19 protein-coding genes are annotated in these 17,139 nt (G+C 71.6%); 11 read left to right on the top strand and 8 right to left on the bottom strand.

The window, feature by feature from the left end; genetic code table 11:
- Nucleotides 1-15: 15 nt before the first annotated feature.
- A complete protein-coding gene (locus ACWDYJ_RS11725; protein ID WP_451565337.1) occupies nucleotides 16-1,338 on the top strand; it encodes an MFS transporter in 1,323 nt (440 codons plus the stop codon).
- 149 nt (nucleotides 1,339-1,487) lie between these two features.
- Nucleotides 1,488-2,054 (top strand): RNA 2',3'-cyclic phosphodiesterase, encoded by a 567-nt coding sequence (gene thpR, locus ACWDYJ_RS11720; RefSeq protein ID WP_451565336.1) that lies wholly within the window; start codon nucleotides 1,488-1,490, stop codon nucleotides 2,052-2,054.
- 230 nt (nucleotides 2,055-2,284) lie between these two features.
- Here the strand turns inward: thpR and ACWDYJ_RS11715 are convergent, their stop codons facing one another.
- Entirely contained in the window at nucleotides 2,285-3,277 is a 993-nt protein-coding gene (locus tag ACWDYJ_RS11715; protein WP_451565335.1) for an MmcQ/YjbR family DNA-binding protein, read from the bottom strand.
- 213 nt (nucleotides 3,278-3,490) lie between these two features.
- Between ACWDYJ_RS11715 and ACWDYJ_RS11710 the strand changes: the two genes are divergently transcribed.
- Complete coding sequence (locus ACWDYJ_RS11710) at nucleotides 3,491-4,480, top strand: aldo/keto reductase (protein ID WP_451565334.1); 990 nt, start codon at nucleotides 3,491-3,493, stop codon at nucleotides 4,478-4,480.
- 178 nt (nucleotides 4,481-4,658) lie between these two features.
- On the opposite strand, the gene ACWDYJ_RS11705 is transcribed toward ACWDYJ_RS11710, so the two are convergent.
- The gene (locus ACWDYJ_RS11705; RefSeq protein ID WP_451565333.1) at nucleotides 4,659-5,351 is read right to left on the bottom strand and encodes a GDSL-type esterase/lipase family protein; all 693 of its coding nucleotides are present in this window, start codon (nucleotides 5,349-5,351) and stop codon (nucleotides 4,659-4,661) included.
- Between the two features lie 86 nt (nucleotides 5,352-5,437).
- Between ACWDYJ_RS11705 and ACWDYJ_RS11700 the strand changes: the two genes are divergently transcribed.
- On the top strand, nucleotides 5,438-6,469 hold the full coding sequence (locus ACWDYJ_RS11700; protein WP_451565332.1) for a WD40 repeat domain-containing protein: 1,032 nt from the start codon (nucleotides 5,438-5,440) through the stop codon (nucleotides 6,467-6,469).
- A gap of 91 nt (nucleotides 6,470-6,560) precedes the next feature.
- Here ACWDYJ_RS11700 and ACWDYJ_RS11695 read toward each other — a convergent pair whose 3' ends face one another.
- Complete coding sequence (locus tag ACWDYJ_RS11695) at nucleotides 6,561-7,478, bottom strand: DUF3027 domain-containing protein (RefSeq protein WP_451565331.1); 918 nt, start codon at nucleotides 7,476-7,478, stop codon at nucleotides 6,561-6,563.
- A 315-nt stretch (nucleotides 7,479-7,793) separates the two neighbouring features.
- Here ACWDYJ_RS11695 and ACWDYJ_RS11690 point away from each other — a divergent pair, with 315 nt between their 5' ends.
- The 4 genes from ACWDYJ_RS11690 (at nucleotide 7,794) to ACWDYJ_RS11675 (ending at nucleotide 11,585) form a co-directional block, all read left to right on the top strand.
- Nucleotides 7,794-9,173 carry an MFS transporter gene (locus ACWDYJ_RS11690; protein WP_451565330.1) on the top strand — a complete coding sequence of 460 codons (1,380 nt, stop codon included), beginning with the start codon at nucleotides 7,794-7,796 and terminating at the stop codon, nucleotides 9,171-9,173.
- Between the two features lie 332 nt (nucleotides 9,174-9,505).
- A complete protein-coding gene (locus tag ACWDYJ_RS11685; protein ID WP_451565329.1) occupies nucleotides 9,506-10,006 on the top strand; it encodes a DUF2771 domain-containing protein in 501 nt (166 codons plus the stop codon).
- A 6-nt stretch (nucleotides 10,007-10,012) separates the two neighbouring features.
- Nucleotides 10,013-10,738: a futalosine hydrolase gene (locus ACWDYJ_RS11680; RefSeq protein ID WP_451565328.1), complete on the top strand. Its 726-nt coding sequence runs from the start codon at nucleotides 10,013-10,015 to the stop codon at nucleotides 10,736-10,738.
- Complete coding sequence (locus ACWDYJ_RS11675; protein ID WP_451565327.1) at nucleotides 10,725-11,585, top strand: 1,4-dihydroxy-6-naphthoate synthase; 861 nt, start codon at nucleotides 10,725-10,727, stop codon at nucleotides 11,583-11,585. The genes ACWDYJ_RS11680 and ACWDYJ_RS11675 overlap by 14 nt, the downstream gene beginning before the upstream one ends.
- A 75-nt stretch (nucleotides 11,586-11,660) precedes the next feature.
- On the opposite strand, the gene ACWDYJ_RS11670 is transcribed toward ACWDYJ_RS11675, so the two are convergent.
- Nucleotides 11,661-12,044, bottom strand: coding sequence for a cold-shock protein (locus ACWDYJ_RS11670; RefSeq protein WP_451565326.1), 384 nt, complete (start codon nucleotides 12,042-12,044; stop codon nucleotides 11,661-11,663).
- A 144-nt stretch (nucleotides 12,045-12,188) separates the two neighbouring features.
- Nucleotides 12,189-13,292, bottom strand: coding sequence for a helix-turn-helix domain-containing protein (locus tag ACWDYJ_RS11665; RefSeq protein WP_451565325.1), 1,104 nt, complete (start codon nucleotides 13,290-13,292; stop codon nucleotides 12,189-12,191).
- Nucleotides 13,293-13,438: 146 nt separating this feature from the next.
- Here ACWDYJ_RS11665 and ACWDYJ_RS11660 point away from each other — a divergent pair, with 146 nt between their 5' ends.
- Entirely contained in the window at nucleotides 13,439-13,636 is a 198-nt protein-coding gene (locus ACWDYJ_RS11660) for a hypothetical protein (protein ID WP_451565324.1), read from the top strand.
- Nucleotides 13,633-13,860: a DUF7848 domain-containing protein gene (locus ACWDYJ_RS11655; RefSeq protein WP_451565323.1), complete on the top strand. Its 228-nt coding sequence runs from the start codon at nucleotides 13,633-13,635 to the stop codon at nucleotides 13,858-13,860. Before ACWDYJ_RS11660 ends, ACWDYJ_RS11655 begins: the two co-directional genes overlap by 4 nt.
- Before the next feature lie 48 nt (nucleotides 13,861-13,908).
- Here the strand turns inward: ACWDYJ_RS11655 and ACWDYJ_RS11650 are convergent, their stop codons facing one another.
- On the bottom strand, nucleotides 13,909-14,694 hold the full coding sequence (locus tag ACWDYJ_RS11650) for a hypothetical protein (protein ID WP_451565414.1): 786 nt from the start codon (nucleotides 14,692-14,694) through the stop codon (nucleotides 13,909-13,911).
- Nucleotides 14,691-15,641: a recombinase family protein gene (locus tag ACWDYJ_RS11645; RefSeq protein WP_451565322.1), complete on the bottom strand. Its 951-nt coding sequence runs from the start codon at nucleotides 15,639-15,641 to the stop codon at nucleotides 14,691-14,693. The genes ACWDYJ_RS11650 and ACWDYJ_RS11645 overlap by 4 nt, the downstream gene beginning before the upstream one ends.
- Before the next feature lie 113 nt (nucleotides 15,642-15,754).
- Between ACWDYJ_RS11645 and ACWDYJ_RS11640 the strand changes: the two genes are divergently transcribed.
- Entirely contained in the window at nucleotides 15,755-16,009 is a 255-nt protein-coding gene (locus ACWDYJ_RS11640) for a hypothetical protein (RefSeq protein ID WP_451565321.1), read from the top strand.
- Nucleotides 16,010-16,018: 9 nt separating this feature from the next.
- On the opposite strand, the gene ACWDYJ_RS11635 is transcribed toward ACWDYJ_RS11640, so the two are convergent.
- Nucleotides 16,019-16,672: an HAD family hydrolase gene (locus tag ACWDYJ_RS11635; protein WP_451565320.1), complete on the bottom strand. Its 654-nt coding sequence runs from the start codon at nucleotides 16,670-16,672 to the stop codon at nucleotides 16,019-16,021.
- Nucleotides 16,673-17,139 lie beyond the last annotated feature (467 nt).

The following is a 17,139-nucleotide window of genomic DNA, read 5'->3' as shown; positions in this document are numbered from 1 at the left end:
TGGAGGCGAACGCTTTTGAGTACGGGAACCGGAGCAGACTCCGCACCCGGCCATCCATCCACCCACAACAACTCCATGTTCGGCTCGCTGAGGATCCGCAACTACCGGCTCTTCGCGACCGGCCAGGTCGTCTCGAACACCGGCACCTGGATGCAGCGCATCGCGCAGGACTGGCTGGTCCTCTCACTGACCGGCTCCGCGTCCGCCGTGGGCATCACCATCGCCCTGCAGTTCCTGCCGATGCTGATGTTCGGCCTCTACGGAGGCGTACTCGCCGACCGGCTGCCCAAGCGGCCGCTGCTGCTCACCACGCAGAGCGCGATGGGCCTGACCGGCGTCGCACTCGCCGTCCTGACCCTCGCCGGACACGTCGAGGTCTGGCACGTCTACCTCGCCGCCTTCCTGCTCGGCCTGGTCACGGTCGTGGACAACCCGGCCCGCCAGACGTTCGTCTCCGAAATGGTCGGACCCGCGCAGCTCGCCAACGCGGTCAGCCTGAACTCCGCCAACTTCCAGTCCGCGCGGCTGGTCGGCCCGGCGCTCGCCGGTGTGCTGATCACCGCCGTCGGCTCCGGCTGGGCCTTCCTGCTGAACGGGCTGTCCTTCGCCGCGCCGATCGCGAGCCTGCTGCTGATGCGTACGCACGAGCTGCACCGGGTCGCGCCGCAGCCGCGCGCCAAGGGACAGCTGCGGGAGGGACTGCGCTACGTCGCGGGCCGGCCCGAGCTGGTCTGGCCGATCGCGCTGGTCGGCTTCGTCGGCACCTTCGGGTTCAACTTCCCGATCTGGCTGTCGGCCTTCGTCAGCGACGTCTTCCACGGCGACGCGGGCACGTACGGGCTGTTCAACACCCTGATCGCGGCGGGCTCGCTGGCCGGCGCCCTGCTGGCCGCCCGCCGGGGCCACGCGCGGCTGCGGCTGCTGGTGGCGGCCGCCGTGCTGTTCGGCGGGCTGCTCGTCGTCACGGCGTTCGCGCCGGGCTTCTGGCTCTTCGCGGCGCTGCTGGTGCCGATCGGGGTGCTCGGCCTGACCGTCAACGTCGTGGCCAACTCCAGCGTGCAGATGGCCGTGGACCCCGAGATGCGGGGCCGGGTCATGGCGCTGTTCATGATGGTGTTCACCGGCGGCACCCCGGTCGGGGCCCCGCTGCTCGGCTGGATCACCGATACCTACGGCGCCCGCGTCGGCATGGCCGCCGGCGGCGCGATCTCCCTGGCCGCCGCGCTCGCCATCGCGGTGGTCCTGTCCCGGGTCGGCAACCTCCGCCTGCGGGTCGACCGCCGCGGAGTCGCCTTCGTCCCGTCCCCCCGCGCCCGCGAACTGACCACCGCCGCGTAGCCCCTGGCCGGGGGTCACGCGGGGACGGGCCTGTGGCCCCTCCCGCTCCCGGCGGCGCAGCCGCGCGGAGCGGAACCGGGGTCCGGGGCCGGTCCGGGTCGGGGGCCACCGGCTCCCGGTTCGGGCACGGGCTCGGTATCGTCGGGGGCATGAGGCTGTTCGCCGCCGTGCTGCCGTCCGCCGAGGCCATCGCCGAGCTGCGCGCCGCCGTCGCGGCGGCGCCGCGGGCCGAGGGGCTGCGCTGGACCGGCGAGCCGGGATGGCACTTCACCCTCGCCTTCATGGGCGAGGTACGCGACGACGTGCTCCCCGACCTGTACGCGCGGCTCGGCCGGGCCGCGACCCGGACCGCACCCTTCCCGCTGCGCATCCACGGCGCCGGCCACTTCGGCGACCGCGCCCTGTGGGCCGGAGCCGCCGGCGGCATCGACTCCATGCGCCTGCTCGCCGAGCGCGCGGAGGCCGCCGCCCACCGGGCCGGGATCCCGATGAACCAGCACCACCGGTACACCCCGCACCTGACGCTGGCCCGCAGCCGCCCCGGCACCGCCGTCGACCTGCGGCCCGTCCTCGACGCCCTCGGCGGCTTCGAGGGCTCGCCCTGGCAGGTCGACACCCTCAGCCTCGTCCGCAGCAACCTCCCCACGAGCGGGGTACCCGGCGAACAGCCCCGCTACGAGGTCGTCGAGGCCTGGCCGCTCGCCGCACAGCCGTAGCCGTAGCCGTAGCCGCAGCCGATCGCCTCAGGGCGCGGAATCCGGACCCAGCGGCGGCCCTCCACCCCGGCGACCTCGTGGAGGAAACCGACCCGGTGGACGGCGTCCGACGGTGTCCGACGCCAACGGCGCCACCGTGGTCGACGGCAAGGTCTACGGTGCCGCTTCCCACGCGCCGCGCACGAGGGGATCTCCTTCAACGCGGGCCGTCCGGCCGCGCCCGGCCCGGATCACCTGGACCCGGCTACCGGGGTGTCGGCGTCCCGGTGGCTGAGGGTGACGTAGAGGTATTCGTCGAGCACCTTCGCCAGCGGCAGTCCGGGCCGGCCCAGGGAGGCGGTCAGCGCCTCCTCGGTCAGCCCGCTCTCCGCGAGCGCGGCCCGCGCCCAGGCCCGGCCCAACCGCAGGTGGCGCCGGAAGGCGGCGGCGTCGCGCCCACCGTGCAGCCGGGCGGCGATGGCCGCGTCCCACGGCATGACCGTGCGCGGCCTCAGCGCGAACAGCGCCTTCGCGGCGGCGGTCGGGCCGAGGGTGCGCCGGCCCAGCGGCAGCGCGGCCAGGTCGCCGTACCCGGTCGCGAGCCGGGCGATGTCGGTGTCGGTCAGCGCCGCGAGGGGGGCCTCGGGCAGCGGGCGGTGCCGCACCCACCAGGCGCCGAGCCCGGCGCCGAGCGGGTCCGGCTCGCCCTCGCGCGGGTAGCGGATCCGGCAGCCCCAGGAGTTGAGCCAGCGGTGCAGGGCGGTGCGGTGCGCGGCCCCGGAGAGGTCGATCCCGGGGGCGGTGTCCGCCACCAGGGCCAGCCAGCTGCGGTCCACGCCCGGGAAGGCGCCGAACACCTCGGCGGCGGCGCGCAGCGCGGCGGGCTTCGGCGCGGGCGGCAGGTCGCCCTCCAGGTGCTCGCGGGCCACGCGCGCCGGTACGCACATCCGCCAGGCGTCGGTGACCAGCTCGGCCAGCTCCGCGCCGTCGAGGGCGTCCATCCGGGCGTGGACCCAGTTGTAGCGCATGTCACCGGCGCCGGGCAGGGAGAACTTCCCGGGCTCGGCGGCGACCAGCGCGGGCCGTTCCTCCTTGGGGAAGGCGAAGCCCAACTCGCTCTCGTCGCGGGAGAGGGCGAGGTAGACGATCCTGCCGATCCGGAACTTCACCCGGTCGCGGATGAGGTGTTCCTCCGTGCGCGGCAGCGCGAGCGCGAGCCGCCGTACGTCTTCCACGGTCACCATGACCGCAGTCTGCCAGGGGCCCCGTACGAAGGACCGGGTGCGGCCGCGTTAGTCTCGACGCGTGGATCCGAAGACCAGAAACCGTGTCATGGCCGGTGTGCTCGTGCTGATGTTCGTCGTCGTCGCCGTGGCGGCCGCCGTCGGGCAGTAGCGCGCGCGGGTTCGCGGGAGGCTCTTGCCTGGAGTGAACTCGAAGCAGTTGGCTTGTGCCCCATGAAGTACACGCAGCTCGGACGCAGCGGACTCAAGGTCAGTCGACTCGTACTCGGCACGATGAACTTCGGTCCGCAGACAGACGAATCCACCAGTCACGGCATCCTGGACGCCGCGCTCGACGCGGGTCTGAACTTCGTCGACACCGCCAACGTCTACGGGTGGGGCGAGAACAAGGGCCGCACCGAGGAGATCATCGGCACCTGGTTCGCCCAGGACGGCGGCCGGCGGGACAAGACCGTGCTGGCCACGAAGGTGTACGGGAACATGGGCGCCGAAGGCGACCCCTGGCCCAACCACGACCGGCTGTCGGCGCTGAACATCCGCCGGGCCGTCGAGGCCAGCCTCAAGCGGCTCCGGACCGATTACATCGATGTCTACCAGTTCCACCACATCGACCGCCGGACCCCCTTCGAGGAGATCTGGCAGGCCGTCGACGTACTCATCCAGCAGGGCAAGATCCTCTACGCCGGGTCGTCGAACTTCCCCGGCTACAAGATCGCCCAGGCCAACGAGACGGCCGCCCGCCGCGGCATGGTCGGCCTGGTCAGCGAGCAGTGCCTGTACAACCTCTCCGAGCGGCGCGCCGAGATGGAGGTCATCCCGGCCGCTCAGGAGTACGGCCTCGGCGTGATCCCGTGGTCCCCGCTGCACGGCGGGCTGCTGGGCGGTGTGATCAAGAAGGAGGTCGAGGGCGGGCGCCGCGCCTCCGGCCGGTCCGCGGACGCGCTGGCCGACACCGCCGTACGGGCGCAGTTGCAGGCGTACGAGGACCTGCTCGACAAGCACGGCCTGGAGCCCGGCGAGGCGGCCCTGGCCTGGCTGCTGACCCGCCCCGGCGTGACGGGCCCGATCGTCGGCCCGCGTACGGCCGAGCAGTTGGAGAGCGCGCTGCGCGCCGTGGAGCTGGAGCTGTCGCAGGAGGTGCTCGCCGGCCTGGACGAGATCTTCCCCGGCCCGGGGCCGTCCCCGGAGGCCTTCGCCTGGTGACGGGTGACCGGCGCCGGGTGAGGGTGACCGGTGACGGTGCCGGGTGACCGGTGACAGTAACCGGTGACCGGTGACAGTGCCGGGTGACCGGTGACAATAGCCGGTAACCGGTGAACCGGCAGCCGGCAGGTACGCGTACGGCCGTCGCCGCTTCGTCCGGGGCGGCGGCCGATACGCGTTACGGATCCCGCGCGGGCCGGTAGGGGCCGCCGATGCCCCAGGCCTGGTGCAGGACCGCCGCGAACTCGCCCGCCAGGCGGTGCTCGCCGGAGGCGTTGGGGTGGGTGCCGTCGTAGGTGTCGTGGTGGAGTTCGTACGAGTCCGGGCGCGCGGCCAGCAGCAGCGGCGAGGCGGCGGTCGACAGGTCGGCGACCGCCTTCGCGAGCAGCTCGTTGAAGAGCGCGACCTCGGCCGCGAAGGGCGGATCGTCCTGGGCCCGGACGTTCGGGATGACCGGCAGCAGCACCATCCGGACGCCGGGGCGCGCGGCGCGGGCCTCGGCGATGAAGCGGCGGGCGTTGGCGGCGGTTTCGTCGGCGCGGGTGTAGAAGCCGAGGTCGATGAGGCCGAGGGAGACGAGCAGGACGTCGGCCTGGCCCGCGCGGACGGCCGGGCCGATGAGGGGGGCCATGTGCTGCCAGCCCTCGCCCCAGCCGGCCAGGTGGCGGCGGGCGTGCGCGGGGAAGCCCGGGTCGGCGTACGCGTGGCTGGTGGGGGCGTCGGCGAAGGTGTCGTAGACCTCGCTGCGCGGACCGACGATCTGGTACGGGCCGCCCATGGTGGCGCTCAGGTGCTGCCACATCCGGTAGCGCCAGGTGTAGTCGCCGGCGCGTCCGATGGTCATGGAGTCGCCGACGAACATGAAACGCATCCGGACATCATCCCGGATGACGTGACGGGCCGTCCCCGGCGGCCCTGTGATGCCGGACACGCGGCCCCGGCTGGCAGGCTGGTCGCATGCGCCTGCTGCCGTCGACCGCCGTCCCCACGCTCTCCGCCCTGTCCGCCGTGTCCGCCGCCCTCGTGCTGGCCGTGCTGCCCGCTCCGGCCACGGCCGCCGAGAGCCCCGGTGCGGCGGGGTTCACGATCACCGATCCGCGGATCAAGGAGTCGAGCGGGCTGGCGGCCGGCCGCCTCCACCCCGGCGTCTACTGGACCCACAACGACAGCGACGACGGCCCGTACGTGTACGCGGTGGACTCCGCGACCGGCAGGACGGTCGCCCGGGTGACGCTCACCGGGATCGGGCGGCCGCGCGACGTGGAGGCGATCTCCCTGGGACCGGACGGGCAGCTGTACCTCGCCGACATCGGGGACAACCGCGACGGCACCTGGGACCACGTGTGGATCTACCGCTTCCCCGAGCCCGCGCAGCTCGGCGATGTCACCGTCAGGGCCGAGCAGTTCACGGTGACGTACGCCGACGGGCCGCGCAACGCCGAGGCCCTGATGGTCCATCCGGTGACGGGCCGGGTGTACATCGCGAGCAAGCACGAGGAGAAGGGCGGCCTGTACGAGGGCCCGCAGAAGCTGTCGCCGAGCGGGCCGAACGTCTTCCGGCGGATCGCGGACGTGCCGTGGGTGACGGACGGGGCGTTCTCGCCGGACGGCGGCCGGCTGACCCTGCGCGGCTACTTCACGGCCCGCAGTTTCCCGTGGAAGGACGGGCGCCCGGAGGGTGAGGGGGAGAGGGTCGGCGCTCCGTGGCAGGGACAGGCGGAGTCGGTGACGTACACGGCGGACGGCTCGGCGCTGATGTTCGGCTCCGAGGGCGCGAACAGCCGGGTCGTGTCGGTCCCGGTGACCCCGGCCACCGCGTCCCCGTCCGCCCCGGCGGCGCCGGGCCCCGCCAAGCCGGGCTCCCCGCCCACGACCGGGGACTCCGCCGCGCAGGACGGCAGTTTCACCAAGGGGGCCCTGGTCCTCGCGGCGGGCACGATCCTGGTCCTCGCGGGGAAGCGGCTCCTGCGTCGCCGGCCGAAGGGGTAAGGCCGGGCCGGGCCCGTCGTCCGCGCCGCGCCCTCCAACTGCCCCGGAGGGCCCTGCCGTTCCGGCCGGGCAGACGCGCTGCCCAGATCGGTCAGGAGTGGCCGAGGTCCGGCGCTTCGACGTCCGTGACGGGGACCGAACCCGTGTCGGGGACCGGGCGCAGCGGGAACTCGTCGGTGGCCATCGAGTCCAGGACCGGCGGCGCGGGCCGCGGCGGCGTCGGCATGACCGCGGCCTCCGAATGGCCGCCGCAGCCGTACGAGAGGGACACGAGGTGTCCGTCGGCCGGGCTGAACTCGTTCGCGCAGACGCCGAAGGCCTGGCCGAGCGAGCCGCCGATCGCGACGAGGAAGCCGCAGGAGACGCAGGACGCGGGCGCCGCCTGCGCCATCGGGGTCTTGGCGCCGAAGGACTCGTCCCAGCGGTCGGCCGCGCTGTGCAGCCCGTAGCGGGACAGGACGCGGGCGCGCCGCATGCCGAGTTCCTCGGCGACGGAGGTGATGGAGCCGCGTACGGGGACGACCGCGCGGTCGGTGACGTCGGCGTCCTCCGCCTCGACCAGTTCGGCCATCTCGGCGGACACGACCGAGTTCGGCGGCGGGGCGTCCTCACCCGACCAGCCGGGCTCCAGGCGCAGGTCCTCGGCGTCGGTGGGCAGCAGGTCGCCGGGGCCCATGTCGCCGGGCCGCAGCCGCTCGCTCCACGGCACCCACTCGGGTGCGAGGAGGGCGTCGTCGCCGGGCAGCAGCACCGTTTCGTCGAGGGTGACGTTCTTCGCGCGGGAGGCGCGGGCGACGGTCACGGCCCAGCGCCAGCCGCGGTAGCCCGGTTCCTTGCACTCGAAGAAGTGCGTGACGACCCGGTCGCCCTCCGCGACGGCGGAGACGTGCTCTCCCACCACGCCGGGGAAGGCGGCCTCCTCGGCCGCCGCACGGGCGAGTTCTACCGCCTCGACGCACAGGCGGTCGGGGGTACGCGGGGTACGGCTTCGCGTCGTCGCAGCACTCACAGGTCTCGTTCTCTCCTACGCCGTCTCACGAGTGCGCCGTCCGTACTGTCGTCCACAACGACCCGTCGGTTTCGTCCGTACGTAGCGCGGGCGGAGCGGACCAGGGGGCCGCGTCGACGTCCGCGCCCCGATCGGCCTCGGGCGCACCTCATGCAATCCATTCTGCGGGATGGCGAAGAGGCGCGCGGCCAAGAACAACCGCCGGTGGCGCGCTACGCACGCTACCTCCTCCGAAGCCTCCGGCCCACATGCGAGGTCCGATTCGCGGACAACGCCGGTAGGCCGGACGCGCCGGGAGGGGTCCGCGAGGGCCGAGTGGGGCACTATGGCCCCGTGGCACCCGTACGGTCGTCCGGCGACGGCTCGGGACCGGCCAGGCGGGCCGGCCGGGCCGTCGGACGTGTGCTGCACCTTCCGATCACCGGTACGGCGCGCGGGATCCGGCGGGCCACGCACGCCCAGGGAGCCGGTGAATCGGGCCTGGGCCGATTGATCGAACTCCACGCCATCAACGGCGCCGGCGACGTGATGATCACGGTCGCGCTGGCTTCCACGGTGTTCTTCTCCGTTCCCACGGACGAGGCACGCGGACGGGTCGCCCTGTACCTGGCCATCACGATGGCCCCCTTCACCCTGCTGGCCCCCGTGATCGGCCCCCTGCTGGACCGGTTGCCGCACGGCAGGCGGGCGGCGATGGCGGGCGCGATGCTGGCGCGGGCGCTGCTGGCGCTGATGATGTCGGGCGCGGTGGCGACGGGCGGGCTGGAGCTTTATCCGGCGGCGCTGGGCGTACTGGTGGCGTCCAAGGCGTACGGCGTCGTACGCAGCGCCGTGGTCCCGCGCCTCCTGCCGCCGACGTTCTCACTCGTCAAGGCGAACTCCAGAGTCACCCTGGCGGGCCTCCTGGCCACGGGCGCGGCGGCGCCGGTGGGGGCCGGCCTGCACGCGATCGGGCCCGAGTGGCCGCTGTACGGGGCCTGCGCGATCTTCGTCTGGGGCACCTTCGCGGCGTTCCAGCTGCCGCACAAGGTGGACGAGGCGAAGGGCGAGCGCCGGGCCCGGCTGTCCACCCACGAGGCGCACTCGCGGCGGCCGGGCCTGCGTACGGTCACCCGCTCGGTGCTGTGCGGGCTGCTGGCCAATGCCGCCATGCGGGGGCTCTCCGGGTTCCTGATCTTCTTCCTGGCCTTCCTGCTGCGGGAGCACCCGCTGGGGGGACAGAGCGCGGCGGTTTCGCTGGGCATCGTGGGCGTGTCGGCGGGCGTCGGCAACGCGTGCGGTACGGCGGTGGGGGCGTGGCTGCGGGCCAGGGCCCCGGAGGCGATCATCGCGGCCGTGCTGTGCCTGACCCTGGCGGTGGCGGTCATGGCGGCGGTCTTCTTCAGCGGGGCCTTCATGGCCGTCCTCGGCGCGACGGCGGGCTTCTGCCAGGCGCTGGCGAAGCTGTCGCTGGACGCGATGATCCAGCGGGACGTGCCGGAGGCCGTCCGTACGTCGGCCTTCGCCCGTTCGGAGACGCTGCTCCAGGTGGCGTGGGTGCTGGGCGGCGCGATCGGCATCGCGCTTCCGCTGAACGGGGTACTGGGCATGGCCGTCGCGGCGACCGTGGTCGCCTCGGGCACGGCGATGGCCCTCCGCGGCCTCCTCGCCACCCCCCGCCCCCACCCCCGCTCCCCCCGCCCCCGCGTGGCGTGACCCCTCGCCCCCGCCGCCCCCTCCACACCCCGCCGCCCCCTCCAGCCCCGCCGCGCCGCCACCCCCGCCGCCCCCTCCAGCCCCGCCGCGCCGTCACCCCCGCCGCACCCTCCAGCCCCGCCGGCGTTTGAGGCGCGGGGTCTGGGGCGGAGCCCCAGGATCTTTCAGCCCCGCCAGGGGGTATCCCCGGACGGAGTCTGGGGGGGATTGAGGCGCGGGGGCCCGGGGGCAGCGCCCCCGCAACGGCGCCACACCCACCCGACCCACCAAGCGGCAGCGCCACGGCACCCCCGTGCGGCGACGAACCCCGGCGGCCCGATAGCCTTCGGCTCATGACCGCACCGCTTTTCCCGGGTAGGGCCCGCCGCAGCGTCGCGGCCCTCGGAGCCGTGTCCGCCGGCCTCCTCCTCCTGTCCGCCTGCGCCGAGCTGACGAAGCCGACGCCGCTCGCGACGGTGACCGTCGGCAGCTCGTCGGTGTCCACGGAGGCCGCCTGCCGCAAGGGCGACGGCCAGGACCTCTCCATGGAGAAGGTCCAGGAGTGCCTCACCGACGTCAAGGACGCCAAGACGATCACGTACGGGCGCGGCGACACGCTGCGCCTCGGCGTCGAGCCCGACGTCGTCGAGGACGGCAAGAAGTGGCAGGCGGTCCTCGACGGGCAGCCGATCACCGAGCCCTCCGAGAACACCTACCGCAGCTTCCACGGCGCCGACGTCTTCGCGACCGGCGGCCAGGGCGAGGCACCCTCCTCGAAGATGCTCAGCTTCGTCCAGGTCGCCAAGGACGGAACGCCGCTGTCGGTCTGGACCTTCAAGATCAAGCTCAAGTAGTCCGTCGTGCGCGCGCTCGTCGTGACCGCGGTGGCCGCCGAGGCCGAATCCGCGGCTTCCGGTCTCACCCCTCATCCGGACCCGGTCACGCCGGAGCCGCGCACCCTGCCCGGTGGTTACCTCATCCACCGCCGGGATCTTCCCGGCCTCGCCGTCGACGTGCTCGTCGGCGGTGTCGGCCCGGCCGCCGCCGCGGCGGCCACGGCCACCGCGCTCGCGCTGGCCGACTACTCCCTCGTCGTCTCGGCCGGCATCGGCGGCGGGTTCGCGCCCGCCGCCCCGGTCGGCTCGCTGGTGGTCGCGGACGCGCTCGTCGCCGCCGACCTCGGTGCCGAGGGCCCCGACGGCTTCGTCCCGGTGGAGGCGCTCGGCTTCGGCCGCAGCGTGCACCTGCCGCCCGCCGAGCTCGCCGCCCGCGTCGCCGAGGCCACGGGCGCCCTCCTCGCGCCCGTGCTCACCGTTTCGACCGTCACCGGCAGCGCCGCCCGCGCCGCCGAACTCGCCGCCCGCCACCCGCTCGCCGGGGCCGAGGCCATGGAGGGCTTCGGGGTGGCGGAGGCGGCCGCCGCGCACGGGCTGCCGGTGCTGGAGATCCGCGCCGTGTCCAATGCCGTCGGGCCGCGTGAGCGCTCCGCCTGGCGGATCGGGGACGCGCTGGACGCCCTCTCCGGCGGCTTCCGCGCCCTGGGACCCGTACTCGCGAACTGGGGAGAACGCCATGAGCACCGCTGAGACCGCGCGACCGCTGAGCATCGCCTACTCGCCCTGCCCCAACGACACTTTCGTCTTCGACGCCTGGGCCCACGGCCGGGTGCCGGGCGCGCCGCCCATCGACGTCACCTTCGCGGACATCGACGTCACCAACGGCATGGCAGAGCGCGGTGAGCTGGACGTGCTGAAGGTCTCGTACGCCGTCCTGCCCTGGGTGTTGGAGGAGTACGCGCTGCTGCCCTGCGGCGGGGCGCTGGGGCGCGGCTGCGGGCCCTTGGTCCTGACGCGCGAGCCGGGGCTCGACCTGGCGGGCAAGACCATCGCCGTGCCGAGCGAACGCTCCACCGCCTACCTGCTGTTCCGGCTTTGGGCGGCCGACGTGCTGCCGCAGGGCGTCGGCAAGGTGGTCGTGCTGCCGTTCCACGAGATCATGCCGGCCGTGCGCGACGGGCGGGTGGACGCCGGACTGGTCATCCACGAGGCCCGGTTCACCTATCGGGACTACGGGCTGCACTGCCTGGCCGACATGGGCGAGCACTGGGAGTCCACCACCGGCCTGCCGATCCCGCTCGGCGCGATCATCGCCAAGCGCTCGCTGGGCGCGGAGCGGCTGCGCGCGCTCGCCGAGGCCGCCCGTACGTCGGTCCGGATGGCCTGGGACGACCCGGAGGCCTCACGGCCGTACGTACGCGCCCACGCGCAGGAGCTGGATCCGGCGGTCGCCGACCAGCACATCGGGCTCTACGTCAACGAGTTCACCGCCGACCTCGGCGACGACGGGTACGCGGCCGTCCGCGGCCTGCTGACCAGGGCCGCCGCGGAGGGTCTGGTTCCCGCCATCTCCCCGGACGCGCTCGCCTTCCCGTAGCTCCCGCGAACCCGCACACACGCCGGTGCCCCGCCGCTCGAAGGAGCGGCGGGGCACCGGCGGTACGCGAAGGCGTCAGACGTCGAGCTGGTCGGCCACCGCGCGCAGCAGACCTGCGATCTTCGTGCCGTGCACCTTGTCGGGGTAGCGGCCGCGCTCCAACATCGGGGTGATGTTCTCCAGCAGGGTCGTCAGATCCTGCACGATCGAGGCCAACTCGTCCGGCTTGCGCCGCTGCGCTGCCGCGACCGAAGGCGCCGGCTCCAGCACGGTCACCGAAAGGGCCTGATCACCACGCTGCCCGGCGACCACACCGAACTCCACGCGCTGGCCGGGCTTGAGGGCGTCGACCCCGGCGGGGAGCACCGACGAGTGGACGAAGACGTCGCCGCCGTCGTCACGGGAGAGGAAGCCGAAGCCCTTCTCGCTGTTGAACCACTTGACCTTGCCGGTAGGCAAAGCACGCACCCCGTCTCACATACCCGGAACCGAACCAACATGTCTCAGCAGGTCAGGGTATCCATGTCCCAGGGGCCGTGACTGCCGTCTCTCGCTGTGAAGAGTCTCCCCTCACCTACCCCCCGTCAAGCATGGCCGAACTCGCTATGCCCGGATCTCGTCCATGAGCATCCGCAGGGTCAGAGAGTGCTTGTCCGGCGGCAGCGCCTCCATGGCGGCTTGCGCGTAGGCAACACCCCCGGCCCGGTCCCCGGACCGGGCCAGCATCAGCCCTCGGTGCAGCTCCAGGTGAGTGGCGAACCGGGGCAGCTCCGGCGGGAGCTCGGCGCGCGCGAACTCCTGCGCCCGGGTGGCCCCGCGTTCGTCTCCGAGACGTGCCAGCAACAGGGAGAGGAAGACGTTCATACGCCACCAGGGCACCGCGTAATCGGAGGTGCGCTCGTACGATCCGGCGACGTCGAAGATGCGGCGGCCTTTGTCGGCGAGCTCCGTGGCAGTCTTGCGATCGCCCCTCAGAGCGGCGGCGTGCGCCTTGCCCATGACGGCGTTCAGCAGCCCCAAGGACGGCTTCTCAGTGATCGCGAGGGCCTGGTCGGCCAGCATATCGGCAACACCCGGAGAGGCCCCCTCGTAGCCGAGGGCGATAGCGGCACGGCCCCGCACCCAGACGCGCGCCGCGTCGTCGCCCGACTCATCGGCTGCCGCTGCCGCCATGCGGTACCAGTGGACGGCCTTGGAGCCGTCCGAACCTGGAAACGTCTTGGCGTAGAGCGTCATCAGCCGCGACGCGACGGACCAGAGCTGCGGCTGGTCCAATTGCTGTTGGACCACGACCAATTCACCGGCCACCCGGCGCTGGATATCGGCGGCCCCCATCGACATGTAGTCGGTGCCATAGGTGGCGAGCTTGTCCTCCCAGCCATCCGCGGACGGCCCGCCGGACAGCCGGGCAGCGAACCCGGCCGACAGCAGGTCGGAGGCGATTACCGGAGCTATGGCGGCCCCTGCGACATCCGTCAGAAAAGTACGCCGCTGCAACCCGTCCTCCATGACAGCCAGGGATACGTCCAGGACAGCGGACAGCGCGGCCAGGTAGAACGGGCCGGGCACGTGCTTTCCACACTCCCAGCCACTCACGTACTCGCGCGACAAAGTCGTGCCGTACACGTCATTGATCACCGTCGCCAGCCGCCCCTGCGACCATCCGCGAGCCTTGCGGAGATCCCTGACCAGCTCCCCGATGTCCATGCGCTCACCTTGCCACTCCAGGTGCCGCTGGACACCCACATCCCTTCCCTGTGAGGTGCCTTCACACTACGGATCACACTGGGCCGCGCCTTCCTGCACGCCGAGACTTGGAGTGCGCTCAATGGCACACCAGGAAGGGACAGGACATGGCGGTAATCAACCTGCGGCGAGAGGCCGAACAGCGTGACCCCGTCCCCGTCGAGACACCCAAGCCTGTCCCCGGCTGCCGGCGGTGCCTCTCTCTTGTGGTGCGCCGGAAGAACGCCGGGTCCGTCCAGGACTACAGCGGAGTGACGGACGCCAACGTGCTGATTCGCGAGCACCAGGCGGTGGACCACCCGTGACCAGAACTGGCTTCCGGTATGCCGAGCACACCATCCGCCACGTTCCCGAGGGCGGCATCACCTGGGAGGTGTTCTGCCGGGCCGCAGGGTGTGAGCTGGACTCCGGCCCTCAGGACGAGCAGGAGGAAGCCCAGGACTGGGCGCTCCGGCACACAGGCCGCACCGGGCATCGACTGTTCCGCCGCGTGGTGACCGACCACGCGGAGGTCACCCGCGCCGGCTGAACTCCGTTGCCCAAAGCCGACCCTTGCACCCTGATCCAGCTGAGCCCGTCAACCCCTACCGTCGGGGCGGGACCTTCCTTGCTTGGGAATGCCGCGGGCACGCTCTTTACGCCGCTCCTTGAGCACCTGGGGAATCTCGACCGTGCCATAGGAGCGCTCCACCATGGCGCGACCTTCAGGGCTGTCAAGGACCGACGCGTCCACCCAATGACGGGGGACGTTGGCACTCCACTGCGCCCACTCGACATCACTTTCTGGGATCATTTTCAGCTCGCTGGCGAGACGGCCGATGTCACCCATGTCCACCATGACGTTATCCCGACCGCCGGGGGCCTTACCAGGCACGGCATCGCGCCATACCCAGACCGTCACCCCATGCTCTCGTAGGAATTCTCGCCGATCTGCCTCGTCCTTGGCTGCCCAGACATCGCCGTACAATCGGCCGGTCGCAGTAAGCGTCGGATGCCTGCGCTCAGACTCCAGATTTTCCAGCCCAGAAATCTTGCCGGACAGAGATTTGTGCATGCGCCAGTAGGAACTCTCCTGGCCTTTCCCGTCATATTTCCCGGCGAGGAAATCACTCTCCAGCCTGCCAAGCCTGACCTTGGCCACCTCCAGCTCTTTAGCCATGCTCGGACCCCCGGCGGTCCGTTCAAACATCTCCCATTGGCCGACGACGCCCACGACGGCATCGTTCACGTAGCCATCCAATTTCAAGGCTTCAATGTAGCCACCCTTGACGCACTTGCCACCCCTGAAGCGGCTGGTACAGCGGTAGAAGAACTTCCCATCGACCCTTGTGCCGTCCTTACGGAGCGCACCCGACGTCTTCACCCTGGCCAACGCCGAACCACATTCACCACACTTGGCGACACCGGCGAGAAGACTCCTGGCCACTCGTGTACCGGAATTCTTAGCCTTGGGCTGAATCTTTGCAACCAGTCGATACCATTCATCAATGGTCGCCAAGGGGATTTCCGGAAGGATGACAGGCTCCCCGCAATCATCCAAGACAATTTCACCTTTATAGGTGTAGATTCCGGGCACCCAGTGGGATCGAATGAACTTGTTGATGACGACTGCTTGCCATTGCGTACCCTTGAGCCCCTCACCTTTGGTCGCACGCAAATGGTCACCCAGGTGCGAACACCCCGAATATTGAAGTCCTTGGCGATTCTATGCGTGGACTGCCCTTCCAACACACGGGCAAAGATTTCCTTGACGACCCACTCAAATTTGGGGTCGATCTCCAGGACCTTGCGACGCTCACCCTCGACCGACTTGATGCGGTAGCCGGTGGGCGGGGCCCCCACAATCCACGACCGGTTTTCAAGACGAGTCTTGACGCCGTTCATGATGCGGGCTTGAATGGCATCCCATTCGGCTTCCGCAAATACGGCCGCAATCTGCGCCATCATCTTGCCAGGACCGGTCGAGAGATCGAACCCCTCTTCGACGCAGACGATGTACTTACCGTTGTCCTGGCACCACTTCAATAGCTCGTTGAAGTGGAGAGAGCGGCGGGTGAGCCGGTCAAGCCTGTAGGCGATGATCACATCGAATTGTTCCGGCCGCTTCAGCCACGTGCCCAGTTCGGGTCGCTTGAACGGGGAGAGGCCACCGGACACGTCCGTATCCTCTGCGATACCGGCCAAGATGCCGGATACATGGGGTGCTGCAAGGTGGTGCTCGATGCCGCGCAGCTGGCCCTCGATGGCAGTGGAGGCGTCGGAGTCCGACGACAGTCGGAGTGCGGCAAGGTAGCGCAGGTTCGGTTCCACGATCGGGACGCTAGCTCGCCAGTTAAGCAACCGTCTGGATTTTGCCGGCAGGCACGCACAGCCTCGGCCCTTGTGCTAGGCGGCTTCCATGCGCCGGGGACTACCCTGGTGGGGTGACTGTTACTCCTCAGCCCGACGAGGCGCGGCCCGGCGACGGGCTCGTCAAGGCCGGCGGCATCGTGTTCATCGTCGGCGCCCTGGCCACCCTCGCGACGATGGCACCCCTGTTCCTGGGCACCGACCCGTTCCCCTCGTACGCGTGGGCGGTGTGCATGCTCATGGGCGTCGGCTTCGCCGTCTCCGCGGCGGGCGTGTTGCGCTCCGCCGCCGCGCAGCGCAAGGCGGCCCGGGCGTCCCAGGCCGCCTGACGGGCGGGCTCAGAGCTCGCGCGTGCGGGCGTACTCCGCGAGCCACTCGGGCAGCGCGGTGAGGTCCGCCAGCACCACGTCCGCGCCCGCCGCGCGCAGTTCCGGCTCCCCGCACGGGCCGGTCGGCACCGCCACGGATATGGCGCCGGCCGTGCGGGCACCGCGTACGTCTCCCACGTGGTCGCCGACGTAGACCTGCGCCCCGTACTCGCGCAGGGCGTCGGCCTTGGCCTCGGCCCACAGCCAGCCGATGACGGCGTCGGGTTCGATGCCGAGGTGCTCCAGGTGGTGGCGGGCGTTGGGCTCGTTCTTGGCGGTGACCACGATCGCGCGGCCGCCCAGGGCCTGGACGGCCTTGACGGCCTCGTGGGCGCCGGGCATCGCCGGGGTCGGCTCGATGGCGTACGTGACGTACATCTCCCGGTAGCGGTCTCTCATCGCCGGGATCTGCGACTCCGGGAACCAGTAGGCCAGCTCCTCCTCCAGCGGCGGACCGAGGCGGGTGACCGCCTCGTCGGCGTCGATGAACGTACCCGTCTCGGCGGAAAGGGCCTGGTAGGTGGCTCTGATACCCGGCCGGGAGTCGATGAGGGTCATGTCGAGGTCGAAGCCGACGGTCAGTACCGGAGCGGGAGTGGGCTCGGTGGGGTTCTGGGAGCTCATACCGTCATTGTGCCGAGGTCCGACCGGTGGGCAGGACCGTGGACTTAACCTCGCATCAACAGACAGTGACATTTAGTGATATGTCAGCCGCTGTCCTTGGTGCCGCTTCAAGGCGCTCTCCAACGACCCGTCGGATGGCGTGGACGGTGGCCGGCTGCGCGGCGCGAGCGGCCCCGACGCGGAAGTCGTCCGTACGCTGCGGGTCCCGCGCACGCTGTCATCCCGGACTCGGGTGACGGGGTCCCCGCTGATCGTGCCGTGCGCGCCGTAGCCCTGGCCGGGCGTTAGGGGCTGCCGCTGCCAGCCGGCGGCTCGCGCCGTGCCGGGCCGGGCCGGGCCGGGCCGGGCCGGGCCGGGGCCGCTGCGCGGGGCCTCTCCCCGCCCCGCCCTTCCACCATCCCCCAGACTCCGTCCGGGGGGACCCCCAGCCGGGCTCTGCCCGGACCCGCGCCTCACCCCCCCCGGGA

It is taken from the genome of Streptomyces sp. NPDC003042 (assembly GCF_053591315.1).
Note: the sequence above shows the minus strand (reverse complement) of the source record. Positions and strands in the feature narration are given on the sequence as shown.

Coding starts and splice junctions, on each gene's coding strand:
- thpR (WP_451565336.1), top strand. CDS start 1,488: ATGAGGCTGTTCGCCGCCGTGCTGCCGTCCGCCGAGGCCATCGCCGAG.
- ACWDYJ_RS11715 (WP_451565335.1), bottom strand. CDS start 3,277: ATGGTGACCGTGGAAGACGTACGGCGGCTCGCGCTCGCGCTGCCGCGC.
- ACWDYJ_RS11710 (WP_451565334.1), top strand. CDS start 3,491: ATGAAGTACACGCAGCTCGGACGCAGCGGACTCAAGGTCAGTCGACTC.
- ACWDYJ_RS11705 (WP_451565333.1), bottom strand. CDS start 5,351: ATGCGTTTCATGTTCGTCGGCGACTCCATGACCATCGGACGCGCCGGC.
- ACWDYJ_RS11700 (WP_451565332.1), top strand. CDS start 5,438: ATGCGCCTGCTGCCGTCGACCGCCGTCCCCACGCTCTCCGCCCTGTCC.
- ACWDYJ_RS11685 (WP_451565329.1), top strand. CDS start 9,506: ATGACCGCACCGCTTTTCCCGGGTAGGGCCCGCCGCAGCGTCGCGGCC.
- ACWDYJ_RS11675 (WP_451565327.1), top strand. CDS start 10,725: ATGAGCACCGCTGAGACCGCGCGACCGCTGAGCATCGCCTACTCGCCC.
- ACWDYJ_RS11665 (WP_451565325.1), bottom strand. CDS start 13,292: ATGGACATCGGGGAGCTGGTCAGGGATCTCCGCAAGGCTCGCGGATGG.
- ACWDYJ_RS11660 (WP_451565324.1), top strand. CDS start 13,439: ATGGCGGTAATCAACCTGCGGCGAGAGGCCGAACAGCGTGACCCCGTC.
- ACWDYJ_RS11635 (WP_451565320.1), bottom strand. CDS start 16,672: ATGAGCTCCCAGAACCCCACCGAGCCCACTCCCGCTCCGGTACTGACC.